The following is a 22,347-nucleotide window of genomic DNA, read 5'->3' as shown; positions in this document are numbered from 1 at the left end:
CTTTGGCAGAGAAGCATGACGGTTCCATGTCAGATCGCCTTCAGCTTGCCAATGCCCGCCTGGTCCTGGCCGATCGCGTCCTGTCCGGGCGGATCACCATCGCCGGCGGCAAGATCACCGAGATCGCAGAGGGCGACGCAATTCCCCCCGGCGCCATCGACTGCAAGGGCGATATCGTCATGCCCGGCCTCGTCGAGTTGCACACCGACAACCTGGAACGCCATATCGAGCCGCGCCCCTCGGTCGACTGGCCGCACCTGCCCGCGCTGATCGCCCATGACGCGGAACTGGCCTCCACCGGGATCACCACGGTGTTCGATGCGCTGCGCGTCGGCTCGATCCACGATTGCAAGGCGCGCTACGACGCCTATGCGCGCATGCTGGCGGACGAGCTGTTGCAGGCCCGCGCGGCGGGGCTGTTCAAGATCAGCCACTTCCTGCACCTGCGCGCCGAAATCTGCTCCGAGACGCTGCTTGAGGAAATGGCCCAGTTCGGCCCCGAGGACCGCGTCGGCATCGTCAGCCTGATGGACCACACCCCCGGACAGCGCCAGTTCCGCGACCTGACGGCCCTGAAGGTCTATGTCGCGAAGAAGCGCGGCATGAACGAAGCGGAGTTCATCGACCACGTGGCAAACCTGAAGGAGCTGCGGCGCATCTACGGCGCCCGGCACGAGGCCGGCGCGGTGGCCGAGGCGAGCCGCTTCGGCGCGGTCCTGGCCAGCCATGACGACACCACGCCGGAACAGGTGGCCACGTCCCGGGCGAACGGCGTCGGTTTCGCCGAGTTCCCAACGACGCTGGAAGCGGCACGGGCCTGCCGCGAGCACGGCGTCGCGGTCATGATGGGCGCGCCGAACCTGATCCGAGGCGGGTCGCATTCGGGCAATGTCGCGGCGCAGGACCTGGCCGAGGCCGGGCTGCTGGATATCGTGTCCTCCGACTACGTGCCCTCGGCGCTGCTGTTGTCCGTCTTCCGGCTGGCGGCGCTGTGGGGCGACCTGCCCCGCGCGGTGGCCTGCGTGACGCAGACCCCGGCGCGGGTCAGCGGGCTGAGCGATCGCGGCCGCCTGCACCCCGGCTTGCGCGGGGATGTCATCCGGGTGGCGCTCAGCGGTGAGACGCCCGTGCTGCGCGGCGTCTGGAGCAGCGGCGCACGGGTGGCCTGAGCGCTCAAACGCCAGCGCGCGCCGCTCAGGCGCGCGGGTCCGCCGCCGGATCGCCCCGGCCTGCGGGCATCGCCGCGTCTTGCGGCGGGTCCAGCCAGTCCGCGGCAATCCAGGAAAGCCACACCTGCCCCAGGATCAGCGGCAGCAGGCTGGCCGCCATGCCCAGCACCAGCCCCGCCCCTCTGGGGCTCGGCAGGCCGAGCAACGCGGACAGCGGCGGCAGCCACAGGGCGAGCGCCAGCAGGCCGAGGCATAGCAGGATCGCAAGCCAGACATAGAGGTTGCGCGTCACCTCGTTCACGAACAGCCCCGCCGCCGGGTCGCGCAGGTTGAAGACATTCCACAACTGCGCCAGCGCCAGCGTCAGGAACGCCACCGTGACCGCCGCCTCCGGCTCAAGGCGCAGCCAGAACAGCGCCAGCGCGAAGGCACCCAGCGTGGCCAAGGTGATCGCCCCGCCAAGCAGGCCGATAAGCGCCCAGCGTGGGCGGTTCACGATCGCCTGCGCGGGATCGCGCGGCGGCTTGCGCATGACCCCGTCATCCCCCTGTCCAAGCCCCAGCGCGAAGGCGGGAAAGACGTCCGTGACCAGGTTCAGAAAGAGGATCTGCAACGGCAGCAGTGGCGAGGGCAGCCCCGCGCCGACCGCCAGCCCGACGACAAGCACCTCGCTGACGTTGCACGACATCAGGTAGACGACGAACTTGCGGATGTTGTCGAAGATCACCCGCCCCTGGCGCATCGCCGCGATGATGGTCGCGAAAGCGTCGTCGCGCAGCACCATGTCGGCGGCCTCCTGCGCGACCTGCGTGCCCCTCTGCCCCATCGCGATGCCGATATCGGCCTTCTTCAGCGCCGGGGCGTCGTTCACCCCGTCGCCGGTCATCGCGACGACATGGCCGGCGTCCTGGAACAGCGACACCAGCTCCAGCTTCGTTTCCGGTGCGACCCTTGCGAACACATCGGCGGACAGAATCCTGTCGCGATCCGCACGCGACAAGGCCCCGCTGCCGAGCGCGGCGAGGTCCCGCTCCTCCAGCACGCTGAGCGCGCCATCCCCTAGCCCTGCCTCGCGCGCGATGGTTTCCGCCGTGCGGGCGTGGTCCCCGGTCAGCATGATCACCCGCACACCGGCCGCGCGGCTTTGGGCGATCGCCTCCGGCACATCGGCGCGCACCGGGTCGCGCAGGCGGACCAGCCCGATCAGGGTCAGGTCACAATACGGCGCATCTTCCGCCGTGCGCGCCTGCTTCATGGCGAGGCCAAGGACCCGCAACCCTTCCTGCGCGGCCCGTGCGCCCTGTTCGTGCCAGGCCGCGCGGGCCTGGTCGTCCATCGGCTCGGGACCATCCGCGCCCAGCACCTGGTCACAGGCGTCGATCACCGCCTCGGGGGCGCCCTTGATCGCGTAAAGGTAGCCGTCCCCGCTGTCGTGCACCGTCGCCATCATCTTCAGCGCGGGATCGAAGGCGTGTTCCTGCCGCTCGGGATAGGCTTCGGCCAGGTCGGATCGCGCCATGCCGGCCTGTTGGGCGGCGCTGAGCAGCGCCACCTCCATCGGGTCGCCCGTGTGGCTGCCCCCCGATACGGCGGCAAGCTCGGCGTTGGTGCACAGGGCCCCGATCCGAAGCGCGGCCAGAAGGCGGTCGTCCGCCCCGGGGTCGGGCAGGTCCTGCCCCGACCCGATCCGCAGATCGCCGCCATGACGTTCCAGCGCGACATCGAGGTCCTGCAGCATGTAGCCGACCACCGTCATCCTGTTTTCGGTCAGGGTTCCGGTCTTGTCCGTCAGGATCACCGTGGTCGCGCCCAGCGTCTCGACCGAGGAAAGCTGCGTTATCAGGGCGTTGCGCCGGCTCATGCGCCACATGCCGCGGGCCAGGCAGAGCGTCGCCACCACGGGCAGCCCCTCGGGCACCGCCGCCACGGCAAGGGCGACGCCGGTCTGGATCATCGCGGCGATGTCGTGGCCGCGCAGGATTCCCGCCCCAATGGTCAACGCGGCGAGTGCCAGTGTCAGCCAGACCAGCCGATGGCCGAGCGTGTCCAGACGCCGCTCGAGCGGTGCGATCTCCGCCTCGGCTCCTTGGGCGAGGTCGCTGATCCGGCCAAGCTCCGTCGCCATGCCGGTGGCGACCACCATCCCCTCGCCCGATCCAAGGGTGATCGCGGTGCCCTTGAAGACCATGCTGGAGCGGTCCCCGAGGGCGGCGTCACCGGCGGTTTCCTCGCCGGTTTTCGTTACTGGCGCGGACTCCCCGGTCAGGACCGACTCGTCGGCGTTGAGGTTCGACGCCGCGATCAGGCGAAGATCGGCGGTGACGACATCGCCCGCCTCCAGGATCACCACGTCGCCGGGCACCAGTTCATGGGCGTCGATCTGGTGCACCTGCCCGGCCCGGCGCACCCGGGTGCGTACCTCGGCGATGCGGATCAACGCCTCCATCGAGCGGGACGCCTTCAGTTCGGTGAAGAAGCCGATCGCCCCGTTGAGGGCGAGCACGACGATGATCGCGAACCCCTCGGGCAGGTCGCCGAAGGCAAAGGACAGCGCCGCCGCCCCACCGAGCAGCCAGACGATGATGCTGCGGAACTGGTGGGCAAGGATCGCCAGCACGCTCTTGCGGGCCTGACGCCGCAGGCGGTTGGGGCCGAATTCGGCCAGCCGCTTTCCCACCTCCTCCGGGCTCAGGCCCGTCGCGGGGGGGCTGTCCAGGATTTCGGCGACCTCGGCGACCGGCATGGCGAAGGCCTTGTCAGGAAGCTGGCCCGGCACGTTCACTCCTGTTCGTTGTCCGCGCGCGGGCCCGGTTTCGAGCCTGCGCCCGACAGTCCTGCCACGGGATTGCCCGCAAGGGAACAGGCGCGGCAACGGCGCGGGGCGGTGTTCACGTCGCCGTCCCCTCCGCCATTTGGGCGGCGGGGATCACGGGCGGAACGCGCCCCGGCGGCGCGGTCCCGGTCCGTGTCACAGGGCCGATCCAAGTCCCCCCGGCGCGGCCGCGATACTGGCCCGCAGCTCCTGCCAGGTGCGGCCCTGCTCCTTGCAGAGGTCGGCCAGTTTCACCCGCGCGCCCGTCTGCCGGGCGCGCAGGACCTTCAGGTCCTGTTCGCATCGCTCCCGTGTTTCGCCCCCTGCGGACCGGGCCTTTGCTTCAAGCCCCCTGATCTCGGCCCGCAATCGGTCGAGCCTGGCCTCCAGTTGCACCTGGTACGTGCTCTTGTCGCTCATCCTGACATCTCCTTGAAGGGTGGGGAATCCGATGTTCGGGCCACGGGGCGCAACAGCGGCCGCCGAGGCGCGCGATCACCGGCATCGCCCAGGACCGCGATCCCCCGTGCACTGGTCACACAGGGGGAAAATATCCGATGAAAATGCCGCAACCGCATTGTCATTTGTCAAACGGGCCCGAGAAAGCCGGGGCCGCCGCCATGGGGTCGTGCGCCTGTGCCGGAGCGGGCCGTCGCATATATACAACCGGGGAAATCAGGATCAGGGCCCAAAGCTTCAAGCACAGAACTGCCAATATGTGTCACCTTCGCTCGCGACGGGCCGAGCAGCCCGGCTGAGGTTTCGCCGCCTGATTACGTGGGAACTGCTTACGGATCCCCTAACGCGCAGGTGCGGATGTCACGGCGGCCGGATCGCCTTCCAGCCCTGTCCGTTGACACAGGTCAAGAGCTTGTCGGCGTGATCGGCGATCATCCCAAAAGGGACTCAGGCACAGGGGGAAGGATGCGACTCAGGGTAATCACACCGGCACGGACTTGCATTGACAGGAAGGTCGCGGTTCTACGCGCCGAGGCGCCCGACGGAGAGTTCGGGCTGCTGCCCCGGCATGGCGATTTCGTGACCCAACTCGTGCCCGGCATCCTGAGCTACGCGGCGGCGGACGGCGCGCGGGGCGAGGCGATCCACCATGTCGCGGTGAACTCCGGCGCGTTGATGAAATTCGGGGGCGACGTGACCGTCGCCGTGCGCGGCGCGATCGCTGGCGATCGGCTGGAGGATCTTCGCCGCCAGCTCGACTCAGATTTCCGCCGACAGGACGAAGAGGAGCGCGGGGCGCGATCCGCCCTCGCCCGGCTGGAGGCAAGCATGGAACGCCACCTTCGCGAATTGGAACGCGTGGAACGATAGGCGGACGAGCCCCTTGGGGCATACGCTTGGGCCCTGCGCAGCACAGCAACGATCAGCTCCCGCGGCGACGGCGCAAAGCATCAACGCCAGCGCCGCGTCGAACCCGCCGAGACTGGCGGCAAAGCTGGCCACAACCGGCCCGACCGCCGAGCTTTGGGTGCTGGCGGTCACCAGAACCGGGCGCCGGATGGTCCGCCCCCATAGCCCGCGCCCCGTGGCCGCGATCGATGATCGCCCCGGCGAAGGGCGACAGCGCCGCCCAGAGCAGGAAGCCGAAGGTCAGCCCCCCGCGAGTTCCATCGCGGACCAGTCCGTCGATTGCGCAATCCGCGGCATCAACGCCGGAAAGAGGTAGTAGAACCCCGACCAGAACAGCAATTGCGCGAAGGCGTGCCTCAGCACGAAGGGCCCGCGTTCCGCCGCGCCCGCGCCGTCGGGGGGTGCCGTGGTCAAGCGGCCCCCCCATGGTGTGCCGGCGGCGCGCCTGCGCCTGCCGGACGGGACCCGGTGGGGGCGACGCTGCCCGTCAGCCCCATGGTTGCAGCGCATCCCTGAGCGAGCGTGGCGGCGCGGCCTTCTCGCGCAGATCCAGCGCGGAGTGCAGGTCGACGATGTGGCTGCGCATCAGCCCCTCTGCCTGCTCGCCGTCCTGCTGCGCCATCGCATCGACCAGGGCGTGGTGGGCAAAACTCTCGCACAAAGCACTTTCCCGCCGCCAGTACAGGGCGATGATCAGCGAGGAGCGTGCGATCAGCGTCTCGACGAATCCCGCGATCGTGGACTGATCTGCAATGCGCGAGATGTCGATGTGGAACTGTCCCGACAGCCTGAGCGCGCGGCCCTGGTCGCCCGCGGCCAGCGCGGCGTGTTCCTCGGCGATGTGACGCTGGAGCAGGTCGATATCCTCAGGCGTGGCGCGCGCCGCGGCAGAGCGCGCGGTGCGAGGCTCCAGCAACTCTCGCGCCTCGAACACCTCCTGCGCTTCGCGTAGGGTCGGCTGCGCGACGAAAGCGCCGCGATTGCGGTGGATATCGACCAGCTTGCCATGGGCCAGCGATTGCAGCGCCGCGCGCACCACCGTGCGCGAGACGTGGAAGATCTCGCCGATATCGTCCTCGCCCAGCTTGGTGCCGGGGGCGAGGCGATGCTCGTGAATGGCCAGCGACAGGTATTGCGAGATGGTCTCGGCGGTGGCGGGGGCCTTGCGCTGTCCGGGTGGGTCGTCGGCGTTCTTGTTCATCACGGACCTTGCCCGAACTTTTTTTACAATCTGGAGTGTCAGCCAGGGGGTGCCAGGTGGGCAGCCCGGATGGGGCCGCGCAAACGGTTCACCTCGGTTTTGTATACAATACCGGCACAACATTTCAAGCGCCGCCACCCGTTGGGATCAGCGCCGCACCCCAAGCGGGCGGCGCTGCGCGGAGGGCGGCTCACCGAAAGCCGCGCGGTACGCGGCGGAAAAATGCGCCGAGCCGGCAAAGCCCGTGGCCAGCGCGATATCCGTCAGGGGCAACGCGGTGGCGCGCAGCATCCGCCGCGCCGTCCCCAGCCTTAGCCCGCGGTAATAGGCCATCGTGCTCTGCCCGGTTTCGGCGCGGAACACCCGGTTCAGCTGACGCCGCGAAATGCCCGTGCGGTCCGCAAGCTGGCCCAGCGTCAGGGGATCGGCCTGGTGATCCTCCATCGCCGCCACCGCTTCGAGGACGGGCCGCGCATGGGTTCCCAGGCGCTCCACCAGCCCCGCGCGCTGCGGGGCGGAGGCGGTGCGGATATCCGTGTGCAGGAACCAGTCGCTGACCTGCTGCGCAAAGGCGGTGCCGTGGTGGGACAGGATCAGCGCGTGCATCAGGTCCAGCGGCGCGGTGCCGCCGCCGCAGGTCACGCGGTCCCGGTCCAGAACGTACAGACGCCGCTCCAACAGCAGGTCGGGGTAAGCCTCGGCCAGGGCGGGGGCATGCTCCCAGTGGACGGTCATCCGCCGCCCCGCCATCAGCCCCGCGCGCGCCAGGATCACCGGCCCGCCGGAGATCCCCCCAAGGCGCACCCCCCGGCGCGCCATCTGGCCCAGCCAGCGAAAGGCCTGCGGGTCGTCATGCAGCATCGGCTCGCCCCCCGCGCAGACCAGCAGCAGGTCCAGCGGCGGCAGCGCGCCGATCGCCGCGTCCGCCTCCATCAGCGCCCCTTGTGAGCTGCGGCTGCCCCCGCCCGGGCCTAAGTGCACCATCTCGTAAAGGGTTTCGCCCGCCAGCAGGTTGGCCGCGCGCAGCGGCTCGACACAGCAGGCGAAAGACAAGAGCGCATAGCCCGGCACCGCGTAGAAGCCGACGCGAAACGGGGGCGCTGCCTGTGGGCCTTTGTCCATTCCAGATAAATAACCGTCCACTTTGGAAAAGTCTATCGCCCAAACCTCGTGGGATCGTCCGGGGATCAACGCCAAAACCGGAGGGCACCTTGCGCTATTCCGCCCTGAAGATCCTGGCTGAGGGCCTGACCGGCAACCGGGGCTGGAAACCGGTTTGGCGCACGCCCGAGCCGAAGGCGGAGTACGACGTCGTCATCGTCGGCGGTGGCGGCCACGGGCTGGCGACCGCCTATTACCTGGCGAAGGAGTTCGGCATCACCAACGTGGCGGTGCTGGAAAAGGGCTGGCTCGGCTCGGGCAACATCGGGCGCAACACGACGATCATCCGCTCGAACTACCTGCTGGAGGGTAACCAGCCGTTCTACGAACTCTCGCTGAAGCTGTGGGAGGGGTTGGAGCAGGACTTCAACTACAACGCCATGGTCAGCCAGCGCGGGGTGCTGAACCTTGCCCATTCCGACGCCCAGCGCGATGCCTATGCGCGGCGCGGCAACGCGATGATCCTGTCGGGCGCGGATGCGGTGCTGCTGGATCGCGCAGGCGTGCGCAAGCTGGCCCCGTTCCTGGATTTCGAGAATGGGCGCTTTCCCATCCAGGGCGGGTTGTGGCAGCCACGCGGTGGCACCGTGCGCCATGATGCCGTCGCCTGGGGCTTTGCGCGCGGGGCGGACAGCCGGGGCGTGGACATCATTCAGAACTGCGAGGTGACGGGCTTCACGATGCAGGGCGGCGCGTGCCTCGGCGTGGAAACCTCGCGCGGGGCGATCCGCGCGAAACAGGTCGCAGTCTGCGTCGCGGGCTCGTCCAGCCGGGTCATGGGGCTGGCCGGGATGCGCCTGCCGATTGAAAGCCACGTCTTGCAGGCCTTCGTCTCCGAGGGGCTGAAACCGGTGATCCCCGGCGTCATCACCTTCGGCGCGGGGCACTTCTACATCAGCCAGTCGGACAAGGGCGGGCTGGTCTTCGGCGGGGATATCGACGGCTACAACACCTACGCCCAGCGCGGCAACCTGCCCGTGGTTGAGGATGTGTGCGAGGGCGGCATGGCCGTGATGCCAATGATCGGGCGCGCGCGCCTGCTCAGGATGTGGGGCGGCGTGATGGACATGTCGATGGACGGCTCGCCCTTCATCGACCGCACCGGGATCGAGGGGCTCTATTTCAACGGCGGCTGGTGTTACGGCGGCTTCAAGGCAACGCCCGCCTCGGGGTTCTGCTACGCCCACCTGCTGGCGACGGGCGGCCCCCATGACACGGCGGCCGCCTATCGGCTGGACCGGTTCCGGCGCGGCGCGCCGATCGACGAAAAGGGCGCTGGCGCCCAGCCGAACCTGCATTGAGGGCACCGGAATGATCATCGACCACCCGCTTCTTGGGCCACGCGACGCCGCAGAGTTCACCGTTCTCGGCGATGCGGCGCTGATCCACCGCCCCGACGGCATGGCTGAGGGCGCTGAAGCCGCGTTCCACGACTATGTCTACCTGCGCGACAACCCCGCCGGTCTGCACCGTGAACTGTGGTACCACGAACAGGGCGACCGCTCCTGGCTCGTGGTCACACGCAACACGCTGACCCATGAGATCACGGAGGTCGCCCTCGCCCGCGACGTGGCCCGCGCCGAGGGGCGATCACGATGAGCGCCCCCCGCCTGCCCGGCGCGTTGGTGGATACGGGCGAGACGCTGAAGTTCACCTGGAATGGGCGGCAGATGTCGGGGCATCCCGGCGATACGCTGGCCTCTGCCCTGCTGGCGAACGGGCAGCGGCTGGTGGCCCGATCCTTCAAGTATCACCGCCCGCGCGGCATCTTCTCCGCCGGGTCGGAGGAGCCGAACGCCCTCGTCCAGCTGCGCCGCGGCGCGGCGCAGGAGCCGAACACACGCGCCACCGTGGCCGAGTTGTTCGACGGGCTGCACGCGAGCAGCCAGAACCACCGCGGCTCACTGAACCACGACCTGCTGGCGGTCAACGACCTGATGGCGCCCTTCTTTTCCGCCGGGTTCTACTACAAGACCTTCATGTGGCCCGCGAAGTTCTGGGAAAAGCTCTATGAACCGCTGATCCGCAATGCGGCCGGGCTAGGGCGGCTGTCGGGGCAAGAGGACCCGGACAGCTACGATCACGGCTTCCTGCATTGCGACCTGCTGATCATCGGCGCGGGGCCAGCGGGGCTGGCCGCAGCCCTGGCGGCGGGGCGCGCGGGGCTGCGGGTGATCCTGGCAGACGAGGATTTCCGCATGGGCGGGCGGCTGAACGAGGAGAGCTACAGCATCGGGGATCGCTCCGGCGCGGACTGGGCCGCTACCGCCTGCGCGGAACTGTCTGCCATGGCCCTTGTGCGCCTGATGACCCGCACAACGGTGCAGGGCGCATACGATCACGGCATCTACAGCGCGTTGGAGCGGTGTACGGACCACCTGGCCGACAGCAGCGGCAAGCCGCGCCAGGTGCTCTGGCGGATTTATGCGCGCCGCGCGCTGCTCTGCGCGGGGGCGACGGAACGCTCCATCGCCTTTGGCAACAACGACCGGCCCGGCATCATGCTGGCCGGGGCGGTGCGCGCCTACGTCAATCGCTTCGGCGTCGCGCCGGGGCGCAAGGTGGCTGTGTTCACCAACAATGACGACGGCTGGCGCACGGCAACGGACCTTCTCGCAAAGGGCGTGCGCGTCACGGCGGTGATCGACACCCGCAAGGGCGGCACGCGGGACCTTGACGGCGTGCGTGTCGATCATGGTCGCCAGATCTTGGACACCTCGGGGCGCAAGGACCTGAAGTCGATCACAATGGACGGCGGCATCCGGGTGGAGGCGGATTGTCTGGCCGTCTCGGGCGGCTGGTCGCCGAACGTGCATATTTCCTCCCACATGCGCGGGCGGCCGCGCTGGCGCGAGGATACCGCCGGTTTCGTTACGGGCGGTGAGCTGCCATGGGGCCTCAGCGCCGCGGGGGCCGCGAACGGCACGCTGACCTTGGCCGCCGCGCTGGGTGAGGGGCAGGCCACCGCCAACCGGATCGCCGAGGACCTGGGCCACGCCCCGGACCGCACGCCCCTGCCCCGCGCCGAGGATGAACCGTTCCAGATCACCCCCTTCTGGCACGTCACCGCCAGCACGGCCCGCGCCTTCGTGGACCTGCAAAACGACGTGACCACCAAGGACATCGCCCAATCCCACCGCGAGGGGTTCGGCGCGGTCGAGCATCTGAAGCGCTACACCACCCTTGGCATGGCGACGGACCAGGGCAAGACGTCGAACGTGCTCGGCCTTGCCATCCTGGCGGAGGTGTCGGGCCGCACGATCCCCGAGACCGGCACCACCATCTTCCGCCCGCCCTATACCCCGGTCGCCATCGGCGCATATGCAGGGCGCGCGCGCGGGCGCGATTTCCGCCCCACCCGCCTGACCCCGTCCCACGCCTGGGCACTAGAAAATGGTGCGAGTTTCACCGAAAGCGGGCCCTGGATGCGCGCCGAGTGGTTCGCCCGCCCGGGCGAGCAGGGCTGGCGCGACAGCGTCGACCGGGAGGTGCGCATGACCCGCGCGGGCGTGGGCGTCTGCGACGTCACCACGCTGGGCAAGATCGACATCCAGGGGCGCGACGCGGCGGCGTTCCTGAACCGCATCTACGCCAACCCCTTCCTGAAGCTGCCCGTGGGCAAGGTGCGCTACGGGCTGATGCTGCGCGAGGACGGCTTCGCCGATGACGACGGCACCACCGCGCGCCTGTCCGAGACGCATTACGTGATGACCACCACCACCGCGAACGCCGTGCCGGTGTTCCGCCGGCTGGAGTTCGCGCGCCAATGCCTGTGGCCGGACCTAGACGTGCACCTGATCTCCACCACCGATGCCTGGGCGCAATTCGCCGTGGCCGGGCCGAACAGCCGCGCGCTGCTGTCGCGCGTGGTGGACGACATGGACCTGTCCAACGACGCCTTTCCCTTCATGGCCTGCGCCGAGGTCACCGTTTTCGGGGGCACGCCCGCGCGGTTGTTCCGTATCTCCTTCTCGGGCGAACTGGCGTATGAGATCGCGGTGCCCAGCCGGTATGGAGACGCTATGATCCGGGCGCTGATGCAGGTGGGAAAAGACCTCGACGTGGTGCCCTACGGGCTCGAGGCGCTTGGCGTCATGCGGATCGAAAAGGGCCACGCGGCAGGGAATGAGCTGAACGGCCAGACCACGGCGCAGATGCTGGGGCTTGGGGGAATGGTGTCGCAAAAGAAGGACGCCATCGGCACCGTGCTGTCGCAGCGCGAAGAGATGACGCGCGACGACGGCCTGCGCCTTGTGGGGCTGCGCCCGCTCGAACGCTCCGAGAAGCTGAGCGCCGGGGCGCACCTGCTTAATCCGGGCGATCCGCAGGACATGGCCCATGACCAGGGGTGGATCAGCTCCGTCGCCTGGTCCCCGACTTTGAGCCACGCGATCGCGCTCGGCTTTCTGAAGAACGGCGCCGCGCGGCATGGCGAGGTGATCCTCGCCCATGATCCCCTGCGCGGGCGCTCACAGAAGGTGGAGGTGACCTCGCCCCACATGGTTGACCCGGAAGGAACGCGCCAGCGTGGCTGACATCACCCCCACCGCGCCGCTCGGCGGTCATGACGCCCGTTTCGGCGAGACACGACTGACCGAGGTGACGGACCTCGCCCTCGTGTCCATCGCCATCCCGCTCGGCGGGGAGGACGCGCTGACCTCGCAGCTTGAGCGCGCCTTCGCGCTGCCCCTGCCGGATGCGCGAACCGCGACCAGCGCCAAGGGCCGACGGCTGATCCGCCTGAGCCCGGACCAACTGATGCTGATGTGGCAGGACACTGACCCGGACCCGGCGCGCGGCGTCGCGGCGGCGCTGGACGGCACCGGCTACGTCACCACCCAGACCGGGGCCTGGGTCGCGCTGGACCTGGCCGGGCCGCTGACCCTGCCCGCGCTGGAGCGGGTCTGCCCGCTGGCCCTGCATCCCGACAGCTTCCCGCCGGGGCGTTTCGCGCGCACGGTGATGGAGCATCTGTCGGTCGTCATCCTCAACACCGGGCCGGACGCCATGCGCCTGTTGTCGGCCAGCAGCTCGGCGGGGTCGTTCCTGCACATGCTGGAAACCTCGCTCCGCAACGTCTCGGACTGAGGGGGCAGCCAACGGGAAACACGGGATCTGACCGGGGCACTGCATTCTGATCCAGGGATTTTGAAAGAACGCACAGGAAGGGAGGCAAGCCATGAACTCACACTACCGCGTGGTCGTCATCGGGGGCGGCGTTGTCGGCGCCTCGGTCCTGTATCACCTGGCCAGGATGGGGTGGCGCGACGTGTGCCTCGTCGAACGCTCCGTCCTGACGGCGGGCTCGTCCTGGCACGCGGCGGGGGGCATCCACGCGCTGAACGCTGACCCCAACATCGCCGCGCTGCAAGCCTATACCATCGACCTGCTAAGCGAGATCGAGAAGGAATCCGGCCAGGACATCGGGCTGCACATGACCGGCGGGCTGACAATGGCCGGAACGCCGGACCGCTGGGAATGGCTGCAATCGGCGTATCGCGTGTTCCAGTCCATCGGGATCGAGGATTGCCGCCTTGTCAGCGTGGAAGAGGCTGTCGCGCTGAACCCCATCATGTCCGGAGAGGGGCTGCTCGGCGGCATGTGGGCTGATCGCGAGGGCTATGTCGACACCACCGGCACGGTGCACGCATACGCGGGCGCGGCGAAGAAACATGGTGCGGAGGTCCATGAACACATCCGCGTGCTTGAGCTGAACCAGACGCTCGAGGGCTGGCAGGTGGTGACGGACAAGGGCACCATTCATTGCGAACACGTGGTCAATGCCGGGGGCCTCTGGGCGAAGCAGGTGGGGCGCATGGCGGGTCTGGAGCTGCCGCTGTCGCCGCTGAAGCACCACTACCTGATCTCGGACACGATCCCTGCCCTCGTGGACCTGGATTTCGAGGTGCCCATGACCGTGGACCTGGAAGGCTTCACCTACCTGCGCCAGGACCAGAAGGGGATCCTTCTCGGCATCTACGAGGTCGAGCATGAACACTGGGCCATGGACGGCGCCCCCTGGGATTACGGCATGGAGTTGTTCCAGGAACAGACCGACCGGATCGAGGACGAGCTGACCATGGGGTTCGAGCGCTACCCCTGCCTGCAGGAGGTCGGCGTGAAGACCTGGGTCAACGGCGCCTTCACCTTCGCGCCGGACGGCAACCCGCTGGTGGGCCCGGTGCAGGGCAAGCGCGGCTACTGGTGCGCCTGTGCGGTGATGGCGGGCTTCCTGCAAGGCGGAGGCGTGGGCAAATCCCTTGCCGAATGGATGATCCATGGTGAGCCGGAGGCGGATGTCTACGGCATGGACGTGGCCCGCTTTGGCATCTGGGCCGAGAACAAGCAGTACATCAAGGAAACCACGGGCCAGTTCTATTCCCGCCGCTTCGTGATGACCTACCCGAACGAGCAACTGCCCGCGGGCCGCCCGCTCAAACGCGCCCCTGCCTTCTTGGACATGGACGCCGCCGGCTGCCGCTGGGGCCAGAGCTGGGACCTGGAGGTGCCGCTTTACTTCGCGCCCGAGGGGTTCACGGAAACGCCCTCGCTCAAACGCTCCAACGCCCATGACATCGTCGGCGCGGAATGCCGCATGGTGCGCGAGGGCGTGGGACTTCTAGACATCACCGGCTTTTCCCGGTTCGAGGTGACGGGCCCGAACGCCGAGGCCTGGCTCGACCGGATCATGGCCAGCAGGCTGCCCGCGCCGGGCCACGCCCGCCTTGCCCCGATGCTGGGCGGGGACGGCAGGCTGAAGGGCGATCTGACCGTCTTCAACTGGGGCGACGGCACCTGGTGGATCATGGGCAGCTACTACCTGCGCGCCTGGCACGCGCGCTGGTTCGCCGAGCACATGCAGGACGGGGTGCGCGTCCGCGATCTGGGCGAGGAAACCGCCGGTTTCTCGCTCTCGGGGCCGAAGTCGAAGGCGGTGATCGCGAAACTCTCCGAAGGGGCCGCCGCCCTGCCCTTCATGGGCTGCGGGCGTTTCGATATCGGTCTGCTGCGCTGCCACGTCGGGCGGCTGTCCGTGACGGGGGAGCTGGGCTACGAGATCCACTGCCGCATGGGCGATCACATCACCCTGCGCCGCCTGCTGCTGGAGGCGGGCGCGGACGAGGGCATCGCCGAATTCGGCTTCAACGCGCTGCTGTCGCTGCGGATAGAGAAGAGCTTCGGCATCTGGTCCGCCGAGTTCACCCAAGGTTACACCCCAGCCATGACCGGTCTCGACCGCTGGATCGACTGGTCGAAGCCAGACTTCACCGGCCGCGCGGCGGCGCTGGCCGAGCGTGACGGCAACGGCCCCGCGCAACGGCTGGTCACGCTGGAGGTCGACGCGACCGACGCGGACGCCAGCGGGTACGAGCCGGTCTGGGCGAACGGCACGCGCGTGGGCTTCGTGACCTCGGGCGGCTACGGCCATACGCTCGGCAAATCGCTGGCCATGGCGCTGGTGGCGCGGGACAGCGCCGCCGAGGGCAGCGCGCTTTCGGTGCATGTGGTCGGGCAGGAACGCGCCGCGCGGGTGATCGCACCCTCGCCCCATGACCCCACGGGCCGGGCGATGCGCCCATGACCCCGCGATGATCCAAGGCACACAGCCCGGCCGCTACGCGCTGAAGTTGCAGACCCCGGTCGCGCGAAGGCTTGCGGTTGCGGCCGTTTATGTCGAACACTTCACCGGAACGCGCCCGGGCCGGCACAAGCCGGACGATTTCTTTACCCTTATCCGGGCCAAGCAGGAGGACAAGACCGCATGAGCGATACAGCCGACGTGATCATCATCGGGGCCGGCGTAATCGGCGCCGCCGTGGCCTATGAACTGGCAAAGCAGGGCAAGCGGACGCTGACGCTGGAGCGCAACGCGCAGGCGGGGCACGGCTCCACCGCGGGAAGCTGCGCGATCATCCGGATGCATTACTCCACCTTCGACGGCACCGCCTTCGCCTGGGAAGGCTATCACTACTGGCGCGACTGGGCGGACTACCTCGAAGCGCCAGACGCCGATGCGCTGGCGCGGTTCATCGAATCCGGCTGCCTTGTCATGAAGACGGCGCAGAACGGCATGCTGGCGCAGCACATGAAGAATTCCGCCGCGCTGTCCTGCCCGTTCGAGGAATGGTCCGCCGAGCAGGTGACGGCGAAACTGCCCATCTACCAGCTCGACAGTTTCGCCCCGGCCCGCCGGATCGACGACCCGGCGTTCGGCACGCCCAACGGCGGGCGGCTGACGGGCGGCGTCTACTGGCCCCACGCGGGCTACGTCACCGACCCCGCACTGTCGGCGCAGAACCTGATGGCGGCTGCGAAACGCCACGGCGCGCGCCTGCGCCTTGGCGCGGAAGTCGCAGAGATCCTGCAATCGGGCGGGCGCGTCAGCGGCGTGCGCCTGACCGGCGGAGAGGAGATCCACGCCCCCGTCGTGATCAATGTCGCCGGGCCCGCCTCGTCGAAGATCAACGCGATGGCCGGGGTGCTGGACGACATGACGATCACCACCCGCGCCCTGCGCCAGGAGGTGGTGCACGTCCCCGCGCCCGCCGGGTTCGACTTCGAGGCGCAGGGCACCATCGTCTCGGACAGCGATATCGCGCTCTACTGCCGCCCAGAGCATGGCAACCACATCCTCGTCGGCAGCGAGGACCCGCCCTGCGATCCCCACGTCTGGGTGGAGGACGACACCGACTACAACCGCGACTTCACCGACCAGTGGACCACGCAGGCGATGCGCTATGGCCAACGCGTGCCGACCCTTGGCATCCCGTCGAAAATGCGCGGGGTGGTGGACCTCTACGATGCCTCGACCGACTGGATCCCGATCTATGACCGCGCGTCGCTGCCCGGGTTCTACATGGCCTGCGGCACCTCGGGGAACCAGTACAAGAACGCGCCCATCGCCGGAAAGATGATGGCCGCGCTGGTGGAGTATTGCGAGGGCGGCAACGATCATGACACCAATCCGCTGCAGTTCACGCTGCCCTATATCGACACAACGATCGATGTCGGTTTCTATTCCCGCAAACGCCCGATCAACGAGGAGTCGAGCTTTTCCGTTCTCGGCTGAAGCGGCGCACCGCCATCCGACGCCCCCCGCCCCCGTATGGCGGGGGCGTTGAACCTGTGTCAGAACTGTCGCCATGAAGATCTTCTCTGACCGGCGCCGCCCGGTGCATCTTGGCCCCTATCCCCTGGAGCGCCTCGCGCGGGTCGGGGGCGGTCTGGACACCTCGGGCGTGCCCGCGATGCGGCCCCTGTCCTTTCACCGCCCCGAGCGGCCCGAGAGCATCGTCAACGCCATGGCGGAGTTCCAGGCGATGATGGACGTGATCCGCGACGGGCCGGTCAACCCGAAACGCTCCGAGATCCCCGAAGACCCCGGCGCGCGGGCGCGCCACCTGAAGGCCTTCGGCTATTTCAACGACGCATCGATGGTCGGCATCGGCCCGGTACCGCAGTCCGCTCGACTGAAGGCACCAATCGTTAACCCCGGCGTCGCGGCGCTGTCCGATGCGCTGCGCACGCGGCAGACGAAAACGCTCGCCTCGGGGATCGACGTGATCATGGCGGATCTGCGCGACGCCGCCGCGCACCCGCCGGGGCCCCTGCCCGGGCATGCGCATGCCATCGTCTTCGTGACCGAGTATCACCGCGATCCCCGCCCGGATGAGCCGGGCGCCGCCTGGATCGCCGACGCGCAGGCCCACCGCGCTTGCCTGCGCAGCGCCGAGACGGCGACCGTGATCGCCAACTACCTGCGCCTGCTGGGCCACAGCGCCCGCGCGCACAGCGGCACATGCGCGGACGTCGACCTTGGCCAGCTTGCCCTTGCCGCCGGGCTGGTCACGCTGGAGGGCGACGCGCTGGTCGCGCCCTACCTCGGCACCCGCTTCGGGCTGGCCGCGATCACCACGGACATGGCGTTGGAGCATGACGCCCCGCTGGCGGCGATGGCCGACCAGCCGCGCTTTCGTGCCTTCGGCCCGGCGTGGTGGCTGGGCAAGGGCTTCGCGAAAAGCGCGCGCACGCAGGACCCTTTCGCGCGGCGCGACTATGCCATCGGCGCCCACCCGTTCGAGACGCTGAAGCGGCAGGACACGCCCACCACCTATATCGACGAGGCCAATGTCGCGCGGGTTCCCAAACGCACCGACATGTTCGCCCGCGCGCAGTTCGGCGACATGGGCAAGCGGCTGCAAAGACACACCACGGGCGGGCACTACGTTCTGAAATCCGCCCCGTCGTCAGCCCAGCGCAAGATGCTCGGCGCGCTGGTTCTGTTGCAGGACGGGGTGCCCGGCCCCCGGCGCACCACCGCGACGCCCAAGGAAAACGCCGCCAGCATCAAGGCGGCGAGCTACTTCCTGGGGGTGGACGCGGTCGGCCTGTCGCGCTGCCCGGACTGGGCGTGGTACTCGCACGACGCGCGCGGCGATGCGATCGAGCCGCCCCATGACCAGGCGATCTCCATGATTCTGGACCAGGGGTATGAGACGATGGAGGGCGCCTCGGGCGACGACTGGATCAGCGTCGCGCAATCGATGCGCGCCTACCTGCGCTTCTCGCTTCTGGGCGGGGTGATCGCGCAGCAGATCCGCAACTGCGGCTACAAGGCCAAGGCCCATACCGTGATCGACGGAGAGGTGCTGCAACCCCCGCTGCTGCTGCTGTCCGGCCTTGGCGAGGTATCCCGCATCGGAGAGGTGATCCTGAACCCCTTCCTCGGCCCGCGCCTGAAATCCGGCGCGGTGACGACGGACATGCCGCTGGCCCATGACCGGCCGATCGACTTCGGGCTGCAACGCTTCTGCGAGAGTTGCAACAAATGCGCGCGCGAATGCCCCTCGGGGGCGATCACTGCCGGGCCGAAGCTGATGTTCAACGGCTACGAGATCTGGAAGTCCGACAGCCAGAAATGCGCCACATACCGCATCACCACCGAAGGCGGCGCGATGTGCGGGCGCTGCATGAAGACCTGCCCCTGGAACCTGGAAGGGATCTTCGCCGAGGCCCCCTTCCGCTGGGCAGCGATGCATGTGCCCGCCGCAGCAATGCTGCTGGCCCGGCTTGACGACGCCGCCGGGCGCGGCGGGCTGAACCCGGTCAAGAAATGGTGGTGGGACATCGAATTGCGCTCGGGCAGTTTCGCTCCCGCCGCCGCGCCCGTGAACCGGCGCGGCCTGCAAAAGGACCTGGACCTCGCTTACGAGGATCAGACGCTTGCCGTGTATCCCGCCCCCCTTGCGCCGCCGCCCTACCCCTACCCCTTCCCGATGGATCGCGAGGCGGGGATCAAGGCCTACCAGGCGCTAATCCCGGCGGAGGAACACCGCCGCCGCAGCGCGGCGGGCGAGCGCGCGCACCTGCACGTCCCCCGCCCCCCGGGCGACGCGCCCGTCCTGCCGATGATCGTCACCGGGGTCGAGCGGATGACAGAGGATATCACCCTCTACACGCTGACCGACCCCGAGGGGCGCGATCTGCCGGAATGGACCGCGGGCGCGCATCTGGACGTGCTGGTCGCGCCGGAGTTCCTGCGCCAGTACTCGATGTGCGGCGACCCGGGCGATCGCCGCAGCTACCAGATCGGCGTGCTGAACGAGCGCGACGGGCGCGGCGGCTCGGCCCTGATGCACCGGATCTTCACCGAGGGGCGGCGCATCTTCACCTCCCGCCCGATCAACCATTTCGAACTGGTGGAAACCGCGCGGCGCAGCTTCCTGATGGGCGGCGGCATCGGCATCACCCCGATGATCGCCTTCGCGCACCGCCTTCACAGGCTCGGCGCAACGTTCGAGATGCACTACTCCGCCCACAGTCGCGCCGCCGCGGGCTTCCTCGACCTGCTATCGTCGGTGCCCTGGGCCGACGCCGTGCGCCTGCATCTCTCGGACGAAGGCACGCGCGCCGAGCTTTCCGCGCTGATCCCCGCCCATGCGCCCGGCGATCACCTCTACACCTGTGGGCCGGATCGCTACATGAACGCGGTGATCGAGGCGGCCACGGCGCGGGGCTACCCCGACGCGGCGCGGCACCTGGAATACTTCTCGCTGCCCGAGGTGCCGGATCACGAAAACCACCCCTTCACCCTCCGCCTGAAGGACGGGCGCAGCCTGCCCGTCGCCGCCGACGCCACGGCCAGCGAGGTGCTGCTCGCCAACGGCATCCACGTCGACGTGAAATGCGAGGACGGGATCTGCGGTGTCTGCGCCTGCGGCCTGCTGGCGGGCGAGGTCGAGCATCGCGACTTCGTGCTGTCCGCCGCCCAGCGCGAAAGCCGGATCATCCTGTGCCAGTCCCGCGCCGCAAAACCCGGCGGGGAAATCGCGATCGACCTTTAACGCCGGGCCATCCGCTCCGCCACGTCCAGCAGGCGGTTGGAAAAGCCCCACTCGTTGTCATACCAGCCCAGCACGCGCACCAGTCCGCCGCCGGTGACCTGGGTTTCCAACCCCGTCATGATCACCGACTCGGGCCGCCCGCGCAGGTCCATCGACACCAGCGGTTCCTCGGTATAGCCGATCACACGCGGCGCGGCGGCGCTGGCGGCGGCCAGGGCGCGGTTCACCTCGGCCACGTCCACCGCCCGGCCCGGCTGCACCGTCAGATCCACCAGCGAGACGCTAGCCGTCGGCACCCTGACCGCGCGCGCCTCGATCCGTCCCGCAAGGGCGGGCAGCACCCGGTCGATCAGCCGCGCGGCAGAGGTGGAGGTCGGCACCATCGACAACGCCGCCGCCCGGCTGCGCGCCGGATCGCCACGTGGCTTGTCCACGGTCGGCTGGCTGCCGGTATAGCAATGCACCGTGGTCATATGCCCGGTTTCCACCCCGAACGCGTCGTCGAGCACCCTGAGCAGCGGCGCCAGCGCGTTGGTGGTGCAGGAGGCGTTGGACACGATGGTCTGGTCGCGCAACTCCGCGTCGTTCGCCCCGATCACCACGGTGACCTCGGCCTCGTCCGCGGGGCCTGAGATCAGCACCCGCCGCGCCCCGGCCTCCAACCCGCGCCGGGCCACGATGGTATCCGCGCCAAGGCCGGTGCACTCCAGCACGACATCCACGTCGCTCAGATCAAGCTGCGAGATGTCCGCCACGCCGTGAAAGCGGATCGGCACCCCATCCACGACCAGCGCCTGCTCGGCCACCTCGACCGTGCCCGGATAGGGGCCGAAGACGCTGTCGTAGCGGAACAGGTAGGCGCAGGTCTCCAGCGCCTCGATATCGTTCAGGCACACCACCTCGAAGGTGCCCCCGCGCGCGCCGTGAAGGATGCGCAGCACCGAGCGTCCGATCCGCCCGAACCCGTTGATCGCGATACGCACGGGGCGTTCCATGTCTCTGACCTTTCTTGGAAAACCGCCGGCGGGAGCATGCCCGCCGGCGGCTGAATTCTGTTGGCGTATCCTGCGCGTTCAGGGTCAGAAATCAACCTCGATCGCGACACCACGCTCCTTGGCGGTTTCCAGCACCGCGCGGGCCACGGCCAGGTCCTGCAGGCCGACACCGGTGCCATCGAAAAGCGTCACCTCCTCGGCGCTGCCGCGCCCGGGATGATCGCCGTTGATCACCGCGCCGATCTGCGCGATGTCGCCCGCGCCGATCAGGCCGGCGGCCACCGCGTGCTGCGCCTCGCCCAAGGTCACGGATTGCGCCACCTCGTCGGTGAAGACGCGTGCGCGCGCCACCAGCGCGGCGTCCACCTCCTGCTTGCCGACGGTGTCGGTGCCCATGCAGGCGATATGGGTGCCGTCCTTGACCTGCCCGGACATCAGGATCGGATCGAAACTCGACGTGATGGTGATGATCACGTCCGCCTCAGCCCCCAGCCGGTCCAGCTCCACCGCCTCGAACGGCAAGCCCAGCTCCGCGGCGGTATCGGCCAGGCGGGACAGCATCTCGGGGTGGAAGTTCCAGCCGATCACCTTGTCGAAGTCGCGCTGCGCCACCGCCGCGCGCATCTGGAAGGCGGACTGGTGCCCCGCCCCGACCATGCCCAAGACCTTTGCATCGGCGCGCGCCAGGTGCTTGATCGACACGGCCGAGGCCGCGGCCGTGCGCAGCGCGGTCAGCAGGTTGCCCCCGATCACCGCCTCCGCCTTGCCGGTGTCGGCATCGAAGAGGAACACCGTGGATTGATGGTTGGTCAGCCCCTTCGCCTCGTTCCCCGGCCAGTACCCGCCGGACTTCAGCCCGAGGTTCAGCGCGGCCCGATCGAAACCCGACTTGAACCCGTAAAGCGCATCCGCATGGCCGATCGCCTCACGGATCACCGGGAAATTGTAGGCATCGCCGCGCGCCATCGCGCCGAACACCGCTTCCACCGCGTCGAAGGACGCCTCCTTGCTGACCAGGTCGCCGATCGCGGCTTCAGGTACAATCCACATATTCCATTCCCTTCACGTCAAGGGCCCGGACCGCCCGCGTGGGACACGAGTGCGATCCAACCCCTTCCAAAGTCCTCAAATATCCCCGCCGGAGGCTCCGGCGGGAAAGCCGGGCGCGGCGCCTCCCTGACTGGGCGCGCCCGCCCGATCAATACGCCTTGCCGCGCGCCGACACAGGCCAGACGACCTCCACCTTGCCGCCGCGCACGCCCACGTACCAGTCGTGCACATTCGCCGTCGGATCGCA

Annotated in this window: 17 protein-coding genes; 10 read left to right on the top strand and 7 right to left on the bottom strand. The window is 68.7% G+C overall.

Going from position 1 to position 22,347, the window contains the following annotated elements; all coding sequences use genetic code 11:
- Positions 1 to 26 precede the first annotated feature (26 nt).
- Entirely contained in the window at positions 27 to 1,169 is a 1,143-nt protein-coding gene (locus tag DJ029_RS13420; protein ID WP_112323002.1) for an alpha-D-ribose 1-methylphosphonate 5-triphosphate diphosphatase, read from the top strand.
- 25 nt (positions 1,170 to 1,194) lie between these two features.
- Here DJ029_RS13420 and DJ029_RS13415 read toward each other — a convergent pair whose 3' ends face one another.
- Together DJ029_RS13415 and DJ029_RS13410 are read right to left on the bottom strand one after the other, a co-directional pair.
- The gene (locus DJ029_RS13415) at positions 1,195 to 3,945 is read right to left on the bottom strand and encodes a cation-translocating P-type ATPase (protein ID WP_308861023.1); all 2,751 of its coding nucleotides are present in this window, start codon (positions 3,943 to 3,945) and stop codon (positions 1,195 to 1,197) included.
- A 192-nt stretch (positions 3,946 to 4,137) separates the two neighbouring features.
- Positions 4,138 to 4,401, bottom strand: coding sequence for a sll1863 family stress response protein (locus DJ029_RS13410; protein WP_112323001.1), 264 nt, complete (start codon positions 4,399 to 4,401; stop codon positions 4,138 to 4,140).
- Between the two features lie 504 nt (positions 4,402 to 4,905).
- On the opposite strand from DJ029_RS13410, the gene DJ029_RS13405 reads away from it, so the two are divergent.
- On the top strand, positions 4,906 to 5,310 hold the full coding sequence (locus tag DJ029_RS13405; protein WP_157966380.1) for a F0F1 ATP synthase subunit epsilon: 405 nt from the start codon (positions 4,906 to 4,908) through the stop codon (positions 5,308 to 5,310).
- 279 nt (positions 5,311 to 5,589) lie between these two features.
- Here DJ029_RS13405 and DJ029_RS21765 read toward each other — a convergent pair whose 3' ends face one another.
- From DJ029_RS21765 to DJ029_RS13395, 3 genes are all read right to left on the bottom strand, one after another.
- On the bottom strand, positions 5,590 to 5,763 hold the full coding sequence (locus tag DJ029_RS21765; RefSeq protein WP_157966379.1) for a hypothetical protein: 174 nt from the start codon (positions 5,761 to 5,763) through the stop codon (positions 5,590 to 5,592).
- Positions 5,764 to 5,836: 73 nt separating this feature from the next.
- Entirely contained in the window at positions 5,837 to 6,550 is a 714-nt protein-coding gene (locus DJ029_RS13400) for a GntR family transcriptional regulator (protein ID WP_112322999.1), read from the bottom strand.
- 147 nt (positions 6,551 to 6,697) lie between these two features.
- Positions 6,698 to 7,672 (bottom strand): GlxA family transcriptional regulator, encoded by a 975-nt coding sequence (locus tag DJ029_RS13395; RefSeq protein WP_232823080.1) that lies wholly within the window; start codon positions 7,670 to 7,672, stop codon positions 6,698 to 6,700.
- An 89-nt stretch (positions 7,673 to 7,761) separates the two neighbouring features.
- Here DJ029_RS13395 and DJ029_RS13390 point away from each other — a divergent pair, with 89 nt between their 5' ends.
- The 8 genes from DJ029_RS13390 (at position 7,762) to DJ029_RS13360 (ending at position 20,055) form a co-directional block, all read left to right on the top strand.
- Entirely contained in the window at positions 7,762 to 9,012 is a 1,251-nt protein-coding gene (locus tag DJ029_RS13390) for a sarcosine oxidase subunit beta family protein (protein WP_112322998.1), read from the top strand.
- A gap of 10 nt (positions 9,013 to 9,022) precedes the next feature.
- Complete coding sequence (locus DJ029_RS13385) at positions 9,023 to 9,310, top strand: sarcosine oxidase subunit delta (RefSeq protein ID WP_112322997.1); 288 nt, start codon at positions 9,023 to 9,025, stop codon at positions 9,308 to 9,310.
- Positions 9,307 to 12,246, top strand: coding sequence for a sarcosine oxidase subunit alpha family protein (locus DJ029_RS13380; protein ID WP_112322996.1), 2,940 nt, complete (start codon positions 9,307 to 9,309; stop codon positions 12,244 to 12,246). The genes DJ029_RS13385 and DJ029_RS13380 overlap by 4 nt, the downstream gene beginning before the upstream one ends.
- Complete coding sequence (locus tag DJ029_RS13375) at positions 12,239 to 12,799, top strand: sarcosine oxidase subunit gamma (RefSeq protein ID WP_112322995.1); 561 nt, start codon at positions 12,239 to 12,241, stop codon at positions 12,797 to 12,799. The genes DJ029_RS13380 and DJ029_RS13375 overlap by 8 nt, the downstream gene beginning before the upstream one ends.
- Before the next feature lie 91 nt (positions 12,800 to 12,890).
- Positions 12,891 to 15,293: a GcvT family protein gene (locus DJ029_RS13370; protein WP_112322994.1), complete on the top strand. Its 2,403-nt coding sequence runs from the start codon at positions 12,891 to 12,893 to the stop codon at positions 15,291 to 15,293.
- A gap of 7 nt (positions 15,294 to 15,300) precedes the next feature.
- Positions 15,301 to 15,477 (top strand): hypothetical protein, encoded by a 177-nt coding sequence (locus tag DJ029_RS21760; RefSeq protein ID WP_157966378.1) that lies wholly within the window; start codon positions 15,301 to 15,303, stop codon positions 15,475 to 15,477.
- Complete coding sequence (locus DJ029_RS13365; protein ID WP_112322993.1) at positions 15,474 to 16,781, top strand: NAD(P)/FAD-dependent oxidoreductase; 1,308 nt, start codon at positions 15,474 to 15,476, stop codon at positions 16,779 to 16,781. The genes DJ029_RS21760 and DJ029_RS13365 overlap by 4 nt, the downstream gene beginning before the upstream one ends.
- 73 nt (positions 16,782 to 16,854) lie before the next feature.
- The gene (locus DJ029_RS13360) at positions 16,855 to 20,055 is read left to right on the top strand and encodes a 2Fe-2S iron-sulfur cluster-binding protein (RefSeq protein WP_112322992.1); all 3,201 of its coding nucleotides are present in this window, start codon (positions 16,855 to 16,857) and stop codon (positions 20,053 to 20,055) included.
- Here DJ029_RS13360 and DJ029_RS13355 read toward each other — a convergent pair.
- The gene (locus tag DJ029_RS13355) at positions 20,052 to 21,050 is read right to left on the bottom strand and encodes a type I glyceraldehyde-3-phosphate dehydrogenase (RefSeq protein WP_112322991.1); all 999 of its coding nucleotides are present in this window, start codon (positions 21,048 to 21,050) and stop codon (positions 20,052 to 20,054) included. The two genes, DJ029_RS13360 and DJ029_RS13355, sit on opposite strands and share 4 nt — an antisense overlap.
- Before the next feature lie 84 nt (positions 21,051 to 21,134).
- The gene (gene bhcD / locus DJ029_RS13350) at positions 21,135 to 22,100 is read right to left on the bottom strand and encodes an iminosuccinate reductase BhcD (protein WP_112322990.1); all 966 of its coding nucleotides are present in this window, start codon (positions 22,098 to 22,100) and stop codon (positions 21,135 to 21,137) included.
- Between the last annotated feature and the right edge of the window lie 247 nt (positions 22,101 to 22,347).

Source organism: Oceanibium sediminis (genome assembly GCF_003265325.1).
GTDB lineage: Bacteria > Pseudomonadota > Alphaproteobacteria > Rhodobacterales > Rhodobacteraceae > Halovulum > Halovulum sediminis.
Note: the sequence above shows the minus strand (reverse complement) of the source record. Positions and strands in the feature narration are given on the sequence as shown.

What these genes read in the sequence shown, in the direction of transcription:
- DJ029_RS13420 (WP_112323002.1), top strand. Translation starts at nt 27, where the DNA reads ATGTCAGATCGCCTTCAGCTTGCCAATGCCCGCCTGGTCCTGGCCGAT.
- DJ029_RS13410 (WP_112323001.1), bottom strand. Translation starts at nt 4,401, where the DNA reads ATGAGCGACAAGAGCACGTACCAGGTGCAACTGGAGGCCAGGCTCGAC.
- DJ029_RS13405 (WP_157966380.1), top strand. Translation starts at nt 4,906, where the DNA reads ATGCGACTCAGGGTAATCACACCGGCACGGACTTGCATTGACAGGAAG.
- DJ029_RS13400 (WP_112322999.1), bottom strand. Translation starts at nt 6,550, where the DNA reads ATGAACAAGAACGCCGACGACCCACCCGGACAGCGCAAGGCCCCCGCC.
- DJ029_RS13395 (WP_232823080.1), bottom strand. Translation starts at nt 7,672, where the DNA reads ATGGACAAAGGCCCACAGGCAGCGCCCCCGTTTCGCGTCGGCTTCTAC.
- DJ029_RS13385 (WP_112322997.1), top strand. Translation starts at nt 9,023, where the DNA reads ATGATCATCGACCACCCGCTTCTTGGGCCACGCGACGCCGCAGAGTTC.
- DJ029_RS13380 (WP_112322996.1), top strand. Translation starts at nt 9,307, where the DNA reads ATGAGCGCCCCCCGCCTGCCCGGCGCGTTGGTGGATACGGGCGAGACG.
- DJ029_RS13370 (WP_112322994.1), top strand. Translation starts at nt 12,891, where the DNA reads ATGAACTCACACTACCGCGTGGTCGTCATCGGGGGCGGCGTTGTCGGC.
- DJ029_RS21760 (WP_157966378.1), top strand. Translation starts at nt 15,301, where the DNA reads ATGATCCAAGGCACACAGCCCGGCCGCTACGCGCTGAAGTTGCAGACC.
- DJ029_RS13365 (WP_112322993.1), top strand. Translation starts at nt 15,474, where the DNA reads ATGAGCGATACAGCCGACGTGATCATCATCGGGGCCGGCGTAATCGGC.
- DJ029_RS13360 (WP_112322992.1), top strand. Translation starts at nt 16,855, where the DNA reads ATGAAGATCTTCTCTGACCGGCGCCGCCCGGTGCATCTTGGCCCCTAT.
- DJ029_RS13355 (WP_112322991.1), bottom strand. Translation starts at nt 21,050, where the DNA reads ATGGAACGCCCCGTGCGTATCGCGATCAACGGGTTCGGGCGGATCGGA.
- bhcD (WP_112322990.1), bottom strand. Translation starts at nt 22,100, where the DNA reads ATGTGGATTGTACCTGAAGCCGCGATCGGCGACCTGGTCAGCAAGGAG.